The following is a 10,398-nucleotide window of genomic DNA, read 5'->3' as shown; positions in this document are numbered from 1 at the left end:
AAAGGGAGGAGAAAGATGGAGCCTGTAGCAATTGTCGGGATTGGATGTCGGTACCCGGGGAGGGCCAATAACCCCTCTTCTTTATGGCAACTTCTGATACATGGCAAGGATGCAATTTCACAAATCCCGGTTACGCGCTTTGAAACGCGGGGATTGTATCATCCCCAACCCGGGACCGCTGGCAAGATTGCATCTGATAAAGGTGGCTTTCTTGAGGATATTGATCTGTTTGATGCCAATGCCTTTCACATCACACCTCGTGAGGCCCCTTTCATTGATCCACAACAGCGTCTCCTCCTGGAACTTGCCCGGGAGGCGCTGGACGATGCGGGACAGGTCATCAATGATCAGAAGGTAGGGGTCTATGTCGGGATATGGACAGGTGACTATGAGGATCAGATGTTTGCGGCAACCTCTGATATCAACCTCTATATTACGACCGGGGGAGGGCGTTACGCAGCCGCAGGCCGTATCTCCTATGCGCTGAACTTACAGGGACCCAGTATGGCTATCGATACCGCCTGCTCTTCTTCGCTGGTCGCAGTTCATCTAGCCTGTCAGGCGTTGCGTAACGGTGAGTGTGCAATGGCACTTGCGGGCGGAGTCAATGTAATCTTGCAGCCACATATTACTATCGGCTATTCTCGTTCCAGAATGCTCTCACCTGATGGACACTGTAAGTTTGGTGACGCGAGAGCAGATGGGTATGTGCGGAGCGAGGGCGCGGGTATGGTGCTGCTTAAACCCCTTTCGGCTGCGCTTGCAGACAGAGATGACATCTATGCCGTGATACTGGGCAGTGCCATAAACAACGATGGACAACGCGGTCACTCACTGGTTGCTCCCGGAGTCCAGGCGCAGCAGGAGTTATTACGTGAAGCCTATCGTGCAGCAGGGGTCTCTCCTGCCGAAGTCCAATATGTGGAGGCACACGGCACCGGGACAAGCGTTGGCGATGCGACCGAGTTACAGGCCCTGGGCCTGTTTCTGGCCGATGGCCGCAAGCCAGAGCAGCCCTGTTATATCGGCTCCATCAAGACAAATATCGGCCACACTGAAGCCGCTTCCGGAATCGCAGGCATTATCAAAGCAGCGCTCAGTCTGAAGCATGGAATCATTCCACCCAGTTTGCACCATCAACAGCCAACTTCTGCCCTCCCCTGGGAAGATTTGCCACTTCGCATTTCAACATCGCCCATCCCATGGACGGGACAGCGTCGCATCGCGGGCGTCAACTCTTTTGGTGTGACCGGTACAAATGCACATGCGGTTCTGGCAGAAGCACCTGTTTCCCCACCGATAGAGCAGCAAGAGCAGCGGTCTCGACGGTTCTTTTTACCCGTCACCGCACATTCCTCGCAGGCTGTTTCAGAGGTTGCAAGGCAGTGGGCGCAATGGCTAACGGAGGATACCGCGCTCTCCCTCGCTGATTTCTGTTATACAGCAAGCCGGAGAAGGACACAGCATGCTTATCGCCAACTGATCACCGGAACCACAAAGGAAGATGTGATCTCAGCTCTGCTTGAGCTTGCCCAACAGCCTCTTGAGCAGGATGAACAGACTACACCCTCTGGAATTGTTTTTGTCTTTCCCGGCCAGGGAGGACAATGGCCCGGCATGGCGCGTTATCTGCTGGAAACAGAGCCAGTATTTAAGCAAGCAATGGAAGCATGCGAGCCTTTTATCCAGAAATACAGCCACTTCTCGCTGTTGGCTGAATGCCTGGCACCGCCAGAACAGCCCACGTCTCAGGCGATCGATATTGTTCAGCCAACTCTTTTCGCGCTAGAATACGCTCTGGCTGCCCTCTGGCGTTCCTGGGGCATCGAGCCAACCGCTGTTATCGGCCATAGCATGGGCGAAGTCGCGGCGGCCTGCTGTAGCAACATTCTGACGCTGGATGACGCTGCCCGAATTATCTGTTTACGGAGCCAGCTGCTCCGCCGAATCAGCGGCAAAGGGGCAATGGCCTTGATCGAAGTCGGCATAGAGCGAGCGCGGCAGGCCTTACAGGGCTATGAAGACCTTGTGGCAATTGCAGCCAGCAACAGCCCAAGCACAACGGTACTCTCCGGTGATACAGCGGCACTCAATACTATTGTTCAACAGCTTCAGCAGAAAGGCGTCTTCTGCCGGTTTATCAAGGTAGACGCAGCCTCACATAGTCCACAGGTCGATAGTCTCCGGGAGGACTTGCGGCAAATGCTTGCCCCGCTTCAGCCACGTTCAGCTCAGATCCCTTTCTATTCAACCGTGACAGGAAACTGCTGCCTCGGCTCTGAACTCAATGCAGATTACTGGGTTCACAATCTAAGAAATCCGGTACTCTTTGCGCAGACCGTTCAGAGCTTGAACCAGGTTGAGAACACCATCTTCATTGAAATCAGTCCCCATCCTGTTCTGCTTACCTCGTTGAGGGAAACAACAGGCACCTCTCACACAAGTATCCCCTCTTTCTATCGCGAGAACCCAACAGCGCTCTACCGGTCATTGGGCACACTTTACAGCATGGGCTGCCAGCTCAACTGGCAACAACTCTATCCCGAGGCAGGGAATCATGTTCACCTCCCGCCCTATCCCTGGCAGCGTCAGCGCTTCTGGTTCAGTGATGTTCTGCCCGCGTCCAATGCATCTATGCAGCAGAGCCATAAACAACATGGTTTGCTCGGTCAGCATTTTGAGGGAGCGCTTCCAGCCAGAAGCCACTACTGGGACATTCCGGTTTCGCCCAAGTTTCCCATCTATCTGCGGGATCATCGGGTACGAGAGAAGGCACTACTACCAGCAACGTTCTATCTGACGCTTGTGATGGAAGCATTAGCCTCATTATCGCAGGCAACACCATATAGCATAGAGCAGATGGAGATCAAAGAAGCGCTCCTGCTATCTGAGGCAGTGACGCGCTCTCTTCAATTGTTGCTGTTACCCACAGGCGAGAAGTGCTATAGCTTTAAGCTTCTCAGTCGTCGGAAGGGTGAGGAAAGAGCGCAATGGGTTTGCCATGTACAGGGAAACATCCGTGTCGCAGTACAACATAGCTCCTCATCCGAGCCTTTCACACCGCAACGCTCTAATCCGCAGCCAGCAGAAAAACTCTACGATCTTCTACAGAAACATCAGCTCTTCTACGGGCCTGCTTTCCAGACAGTAAAACAGTACTGGCAAGGTGAGCGGTCTACTCTCGCGGAGCTTCACGTTGTCGAGGAGTCACAAACCGCTTCTCCTCACCCGGCCTTACTCGATGCAGGGTTGCAGCTCGCAGTTGCAAGCTTCCTGAAAGCTTCTGATGACGCCACATATCTCCCTGTGAGCTTTGAGCACATACACATCTATCGGACCGATAGTCTACCGCATTGGTGCCGGGTACACTCCAGCAACCATACAAACCATGCCACCCGCCACGATGGGGCCACCTCTGATACGGAGAAAGGCGATATTACGTTCTATGATGTCCACCGGCAACCGCTCCTTGAAATGAAAGATGTCAGCTTCCAGCGAATTCAAGGGATGCAGAAACATATTCCTCTGGAGTTGCTGTATAATCTTGAGTGGCACCCGTTTACACCCTCTCCTCCTTCAGCGTTGCCTGCCGGGAAGTGGCTGCTTCTGGCAGATAACAGCGCAGTGAGTAGACAACTGTGTACACATCTGGAAGCACAGGGAGAACAATGCCATATTGTATCGCTGACAGAACACCTCCAGCTTGCAGGTGAGAACCCCGCCGCCTACCGGGATCTCCTGGCAGAGTTCGTTACTCAGGAGCAATGGAGTGGCATTATTCACGCCTGTATCGATGCTTCAGACGAAACAACACAGAGTAGCTACCTGAGTCTCCTTTTCCTGATTCAAGCATTGCATACGCTTTCTCTGGCCTCCACACCCCGTCTCTGGGTTTTATCGCAAGGCGTTCCTCTTCTGCCATCAGATTCCGGAAACGCCCTGGCTCAGGCATGCACCTGGGGTTTGACCCGCACGATTCGCCTGGAGTACCCGAATTTACGGGCCAGCCTTATTGATCTCGGCAACAATGCAAAGCTTGAGCTATGCAGCAATCTTCTCCTCTTAAATGCCTCTGAGGATGAATACGCTATTCGCGAGGATACAGTATATGTGCCACGCCTTCAACTAAGCACAAATACAGCCAGCCCACAGCAACCCATCAGAGCAGATGGACGTCCATTTATGCTCGTTCAGACCAAAGAGGGAACGCTTGACGGGTTAGCGTTGCACGAAACCCGCCGACAGAAGCCGGGCCCGCAGGAAGTAGAAATTGAAGTGCTGGTTGCAGGGCTGAATTTCCGCGACGTGCTAAAGGCTCTTGGTCTGTATCCCGATACCGGGGCCCATACCCTGGGTGATGAATGTGTAGGACGAGTTGTCGCAGTTGGAGAGCATGTAACCGAGATTCAACCCGGTGACGAGGTGCTGGCTGTAGCCAAACATTGTTTCGGTACACATGCACTCGCTGATGCGCGGCTTGTCATTCCCAAACCAGCCCATCTTCTCCCGGAAGAAGCGGCTACCCTACCTGTCGCCTTTATTACAGCCTTCTATGCGTTAAACGTGCTTGCCAGACTCCAGGCAGGTGAGCGTATCCTGATTCATTCAGCAGCGGGAGGCGTAGGATTAGCAGCCGTTCAACTTGCACAGTTAGCGGGAGCAGAGATCCTAGCGACTGCCAGTAGTGCTGAAAAGCACTCCTACCTGCAATCACTGGGTATTCGTCATATCCTGGATTCTCGCTCCCTTTCTTTCGTCAACGAGGTAAGGGAGATAACAGGTGGTCAGGGGGTAGACGTTGTATTCAATTCTCTGGCCGGAGATTTTCTTTCTGCCAGCCTCTCGCTCCTTGCTCCAAATGGACGTTTTCTCGAACTGGGCAAGCGCGATGTGTATCAGGACATGAACCTGAACTTGAGCACTCTGAAGGAGAACAAGGCATTTTTTGTTGTCGATATGGAACGGCTCTGGCGCGAAAAGCCCCTTTCTGTCCGTTCGCTCTTGCTGGAGCTGAAGCGGCTCGTTGAGGAAAAGCAATTGCATCCTTTGCCTTATCGTGCTATACCCATCAGTCGGGCTACCGATGGCTTCCGCGAAATGGCCCGGGGAAAGCATATCGGCAAATTTGTGCTCACTTTCCAGGATAAAGATGCTATGATCAGCCCGCTCCCACAGAAGCTGTTCCGGGCAGATGCCAGCTACTTAATCACGGGAGGCACCGGAGGACTGGGCCAGGCCTTTGCTTCCTGGATGCTCAAAGAGGGGGCACGCACCATTATTCTGGCCAGTAGAAGTGCCGCACAGACAGAAGTACCAGCAGCGCTTCTAACCGAGGCCGAAGCTGTAGGCGGGCGGATTCAGCCCATTCAGACCGATATCACGGTCGAGAAGGAAGTTAGCGCACTCTTCCAGCAGATACAACAACATGCGCCACCACTACGTGGCATAATCCATGCTGCCGGTTTACTTGAGGATCAGACGCTCTCTGGCCTGACCCCTGACCATTTCACTCATGTGATGAGTCCGAAAGTAGCAGGGAGCTGGTTACTTCATCAGCAGACCCAACATCTGGCATTAGATTTCTTCGTACTCTGTTCTTCAGTAACCTCTGTTCTGGGTTCTCCCGGTCAGGGAAACTATACAGCAGCAAATAGCTTTCTTGACGCTCTGGCTCATTACAGAAGGGCTCGTGGTTTACCTGCACTCTCCATCAACTGGGGCCCCTGGGCCCACATTGGTCTGGCAGCCGCGGAAAAGAGACGGGGCGAAAGGCTTGCGCAGCAGGGACTTGGAAGTATCCTCCCCGAGGAAGGATTGCAAATCTTGAGGTATCTGCTCGAGCAAAAACCGATCCAGGCCATTGTTATGCCTCTCGATGTGCAGAAATGGGACAGCGGCCATCATCACCCTCTTTTCCAGTTGCTTTTGAGCCAGGGCAAACAACCAGATCCGGAAGAGCCAGGAGTGCGAGACGTCCTGTTAGCCTCTACAGGGGCGCGAGCAGTCCATATTCTGGAAACACTTCTTCGTGAGCAGGTCACGAAGATTCTTCATCTGGATGGGAACCGGCTCGGTAGAGCAGTTTCGTTACGTACGCTTGGGATTGACTCGCTTATGGCACTTGAACTCAAGAATAGTCTGGCAGATATACTGCACCTTCCCCTGCCAGGAACACTCATTTTCAATTATCCGACCATTGCATCACTGGCGCAACACCTGCATACTCTTCTGCTGGCAGAAAAGGAAGCGACGCCTTTACCATCAGAAGGGAGTGTGAAGCCAGAGGAACAGAGCCCCTCAACAATAGATGAGGAGCAGATCAGCCACCTCTCAGATGAGGAGGTAGAAACACTCCTACTTCAGGAGCTAGCTGACCTTGAATAGCGTTCCCGCTCCAGAGAAAAGGTGCTCTTGAGATTACAGGCTGTCTCTTCCTTGACGCTCGCATCCGAATCGGAACCAAAGCGCACAGGGACCTCTTGCCGGCAGTGTTCCTGTGCGCATCGCTTCGTGATCGAGCCTCCTGTCCTTACCCGGCGGCTCAAAGAAAAAGCCCGAATATCATTCAAAAGCAGATCTGATGTGTACGGGCTTTCCAGAAGACAATGTTATGGCGCTTGCGCTCAGCAAAGCTACAGAGTGCTGGATAGTCCGTAAAAGCACTGCTCCGGGGGAACAGTTGTCGATTCCGCTGGCACCTCAATTGCATGCGCGTCTACATAGCCCAAACAGGAGGTCCCATCATAGGGTGGAGGAGTATCCCTTTGCGGAAGCGCTGAGAACGTCATATGCATGTCCATTGGAATGATCTGGGCGGAATCTCTCCAGATCAATTCCGAATGGGCATGAGAATACTAGAGCTTGTCCGCAAAACCAGGTGGTTAGCTGTTGTCTGGCTGGTAGACAACAGCCAGGGTATCGGAACTGATCCTCCTGCTTTCGACAAGCCGAAGCTTCGTCTCTAGCGTCCCCTCCGGGAAGAACCGCCTTCCCCTTCCCATGATGTAGGGCAGGACTAAGAACCGATACTCATCGATCAGATCCGTTCCCATCAGCGAGTGAACCAGTGTGGCACTACCATCGATAATAATGTCTTTGCCCGACTGCTGTTTCAGTTTGGTGATTTCTTCCACCACATTTTCTCTGATGATGGTAGATTCTTTCCAGGGAGCAGTTTCGAGCGTCGTCGAGACCACATATTTTTTCATGCTGTTGAGGATCGGCCCGGGGCCATCGCCAGTTGTCTGTGTGGACCAACCTGGCCAAAGCATTTCATAGGTAGTTCGTCCTAGCAAGTAGATGTCGCCTTTAGAGTACTCCTCTACAACGTACTCTAGCCTTCTTGCTGCATCCGCAGCGGTCTCGCCAGCAGGCGGCCACCAGTGACCCATTGTGTCCGCATCAAAGACTCCATCCAGGGTCAGCCACGCCTTTACCCAGAGTTTTCTCATGTTCGTTGCTCCTTTCCCATTCTTCTTCTTTCTGTTCGCCTGAAATATGGTTATCGATTGCGCGCCAGAAGACCCCTGGGCTTCAGACAAGGGGATGAATGGCGCGTTCCTTTTGAGGCGAGTGGGAGGGAAGAGAAAGGGTTGAAATGGTACTCAATCCGTGCAAAAATGGTACCATTGACACACAAAAGAAAGTGATTGCGATCAATACCCGCTATCCTCATGAGGTGTATGAAGCGATGAAGCAATTGGCGGCAGCTCACGGACGTTCGTTTCATGGGGGAGTTGTGAGGGCATTACGCGAGTACATCAAGCAATACCAGCAAGGCAGAGGCAAGGATGTCAATCAAGGCGTTTACGTATCGCTTGTACCCGACCCGGCTGCAACGTGTGCACGTAACCCACACCCTTGACCTCTTGTGCGAGCTCTACAACGCGGCTCTTCAAGAGCGACGAGAATGCTTTAGGCACACGCGCCGAACAGAGAACGCTTCTCGTCCGGAAGGAAGGGCGCATTCCTCTTGCCTCCCGGAGTGACAAAGACCGCTTCCGCTCCTGACGCCCACGCAGGCAGGCGCTTCGATCTATAGACCACATCTTTCGCGGGACAAGCAGCGATGGTCTCGCCTCTACCTGGAATAGGTCACCCGAAATCTTCTGACCGACGACTCTTCAAAATACTCTTCAAATTGAGTCTCGGAGAGACCCGCTTCAAGGAAGACCTGTAGCTCCCCGGCAGTCAACGGCCAGGGCATATCTCCTTCAGGATCTTCCGGAGAGCGCCCACGGCAAATAACCAGCAATATTCCACCTTCGGCCAGACAGGACGCCAGGTTACGGGCAGCAGTCTGTCTCGCTTCGGGAGGGAGCACCTGCAAAGTATAGGCTTCAAAGAGAAAATCAAAGCGCCGCTGCCAGCCCTCAGGTAACTTCAGAGCATCGGCAACAACATAGGTGACCCGTGAATCAGGAAAGCGCCGCTGACACCACTCAATAGCTGTGGGCGAAATATCGAAGGCCGTGACCTCAAACCCCCGGCGCGCCAGCTCCTCAGCATCATCGCCAAGCCCGCACCCAACAACCAGCGCCCGCCGTCCCTCGCCATGCACCTCTTCTCGTTCCAGCCACTCAAGTAGCCCGGGATTGGGAACCATGTCCGCCCACTGAATCGCCTGCTCGTTTCCCTCCGCTGCTGCATACAGGACCTCGAACCAGCCCGTCACGTCACCTCGCTGAATATATTCCTGTGCCAGACGCCGCGCCCTTACTCGTACTTCTTCCGCCATATATATACCTCCTTGTAATCTATACAGAGCAGTATAAAAGGAGAGAGCGCTGTATGTCCAATGCCTTCAGTTATCCAGCGTGATACCGCTCTGTTATCATCCAGACCAGCAGAGCCAATAAGCAACCCTGTCTATTTACCTGTTTTTCCGGTATCTCGCTTCCGTTTCGCGTTCATAGCCAGATGATGGGCGCCCTGGCCTTTCCACGATATGCAGCGTACCAGACACACAGGAACACCTCGAAAATGATCTTCAAAAACGGGCTAAAAAGCCTCTGCCTTCAGGAAGGGGGATACCAACAATCGCTAAAAGCGAGACACGACAAGAAGCGGTGGGCTGCTCATCTATTCTGAAAGCCAGAAGAAGGAGACAGCCCCCACTGGTTCCCGAAGAGACGCACGCAAAATCAGCCCGTCCCGCTTCCCAGAGCAGTGTATGGATGAAGGCAACTTACTCATATTCTAGCAAGACCCGCTTCTCGAAGAGGTGGCCGAGTCGTTCCGCTTCGGCTTCTATCCCTTCACGAATCGAGGATGTCAACGGGGAGAACAGGTTCACCCTGATGGTGATTTGCGCACGCCGGACGTGAGAGCGCCAGACCCCCTGGATAGAGCCGTTGACGAGAACGACCGCAAAGATCCATCCTTGAGGGTTGAAAACCTGGCGCTTGTAGGCCTGCGCCAGGACCGGATCACAATTGCGCGGTACCCCAATCGTATAGGCATCGAATAAAGGAAGCAGATGGATCCGTTCTGCTGGTTCAATGCTTTGGATATGGGGAAGCGTCGCACGCAGGACAAAGGCTCTCCACCCTTCCACCTCGACTTCTTCCAACTCCTCTTCTATCGATTGGAAGATTTTTTTTGCAACGGTTTTCCCACATCCCCACCAAAAAGCAAAATCAGTTGAAGTTGCCGGGCCATAAGCGCGCAGATACCGACGAGCAATTTCCTGAAGCGCCCGCCTGGGCTCGATTGGCTGCCCTGTCCCAATCCAGCCTCCAGGATTCATGAAGGTGACCGTCTTGCCCTGGCCCGGCCCCAGACAGAGATCTCCGCGGTAGGCAGATGGCTTCAAGGGAGTTCCCCAACTCGAGGAGAGGATAAAGTCTCGCAAGTGAACAATTCCCGTATGCCTGGCAACCGCCTCTGCAAGTTGCAGGCGAGTGAGAGGTCCCTGTTCCAAAACATGCGGGATAGCCGAAAGAAAGGCGTCCTGTTGTGCGCTTGAGAGGCCAAATTCAGCGAAATACTTTGACCAGCTCTCAGTCTTCTGCCAGTCACGCGCTGCTACATACAGAGGAAGTTCTTTTGTAGGGAGTAAGTGTAAGGTAGCACGCATGGCCCATGTCCTCACCAATGTATGATCTTGAAAGATCGCCGCTTTGACATCGTGAGGAGCGAGCCCTTCCACACGGGTGCATATCGCCAGTTCGGCAGCAGACAGGACCTGAGCCTGAACCCCCCCGGTGCGCGCTACTGCCGAAGCAACATCCTGTGAGGAGAAACGCGGGGAAAGACCATGTTGCGATAAACGCCAGGCGTGCACCTGGTACCATTTTAAGGCATGCATGAGCTTTGTTCCTTTCCATCCAAGTGACGCTGTCACACAACTTCTAAGAAGAGAATACCACTTTATGCGGTCAGAATTCGTCCTCATTA

At 53.4% G+C, this 10,398-nt stretch carries 6 protein-coding genes; 3 read left to right on the top strand and 3 right to left on the bottom strand.

Annotated features, from left to right (window positions below; translation table 11 throughout):
• Positions 1-15: 15 nt before the first annotated feature.
• On the top strand, positions 16-6,384 hold the full coding sequence (locus tag KTH_RS08915) for an SDR family NAD(P)-dependent oxidoreductase (RefSeq protein ID WP_497617960.1): 6,369 nt from the start codon (positions 16-18) through the stop codon (positions 6,382-6,384).
• Positions 6,385-6,881: 497 nt separating this feature from the next.
• Here the strand turns inward: KTH_RS08915 and KTH_RS08910 are convergent, their stop codons facing one another.
• Entirely contained in the window at positions 6,882-7,451 is a 570-nt protein-coding gene (locus KTH_RS08910; RefSeq protein WP_497617958.1) for a dihydrofolate reductase family protein, read from the bottom strand.
• A gap of 146 nt (positions 7,452-7,597) precedes the next feature.
• Between KTH_RS08910 and KTH_RS08905 the strand changes: the two genes are divergently transcribed.
• Both KTH_RS08905 and KTH_RS08900 read left to right on the top strand, forming a co-directional pair.
• Positions 7,598-7,864, top strand: a complete 267-nt coding sequence (locus tag KTH_RS08905) for a YlcI/YnfO family protein (RefSeq protein ID WP_497623317.1) — start codon at positions 7,598-7,600, stop codon at positions 7,862-7,864.
• Positions 7,791-7,988, top strand: coding sequence for a helix-turn-helix domain-containing protein (locus KTH_RS08900; RefSeq protein ID WP_497617957.1), 198 nt, complete (start codon positions 7,791-7,793; stop codon positions 7,986-7,988). The genes KTH_RS08905 and KTH_RS08900 overlap by 74 nt, the downstream gene beginning before the upstream one ends.
• Positions 7,989-8,080: 92 nt before the next feature.
• Here KTH_RS08900 and KTH_RS08895 read toward each other — a convergent pair whose 3' ends face one another.
• Both KTH_RS08895 and KTH_RS08890 read right to left on the bottom strand, forming a co-directional pair.
• A complete protein-coding gene (locus KTH_RS08895) occupies positions 8,081-8,737 on the bottom strand; it encodes a class I SAM-dependent methyltransferase (protein ID WP_497617955.1) in 657 nt (218 codons plus the stop codon).
• Positions 8,738-9,187: 450 nt separating this feature from the next.
• Positions 9,188-10,309, bottom strand: a complete 1,122-nt coding sequence (locus KTH_RS08890) for a winged helix DNA-binding domain-containing protein (protein ID WP_497617953.1) — start codon at positions 10,307-10,309, stop codon at positions 9,188-9,190.
• Positions 10,310-10,398: the final 89 nt, after the last annotated feature.

The organism is Thermosporothrix sp. COM3 (assembly GCF_059696735.1).
The sequence above is the reverse complement of the archived record's forward strand: the minus strand, read 5'-3'. Positions and strand labels throughout refer to the sequence as shown.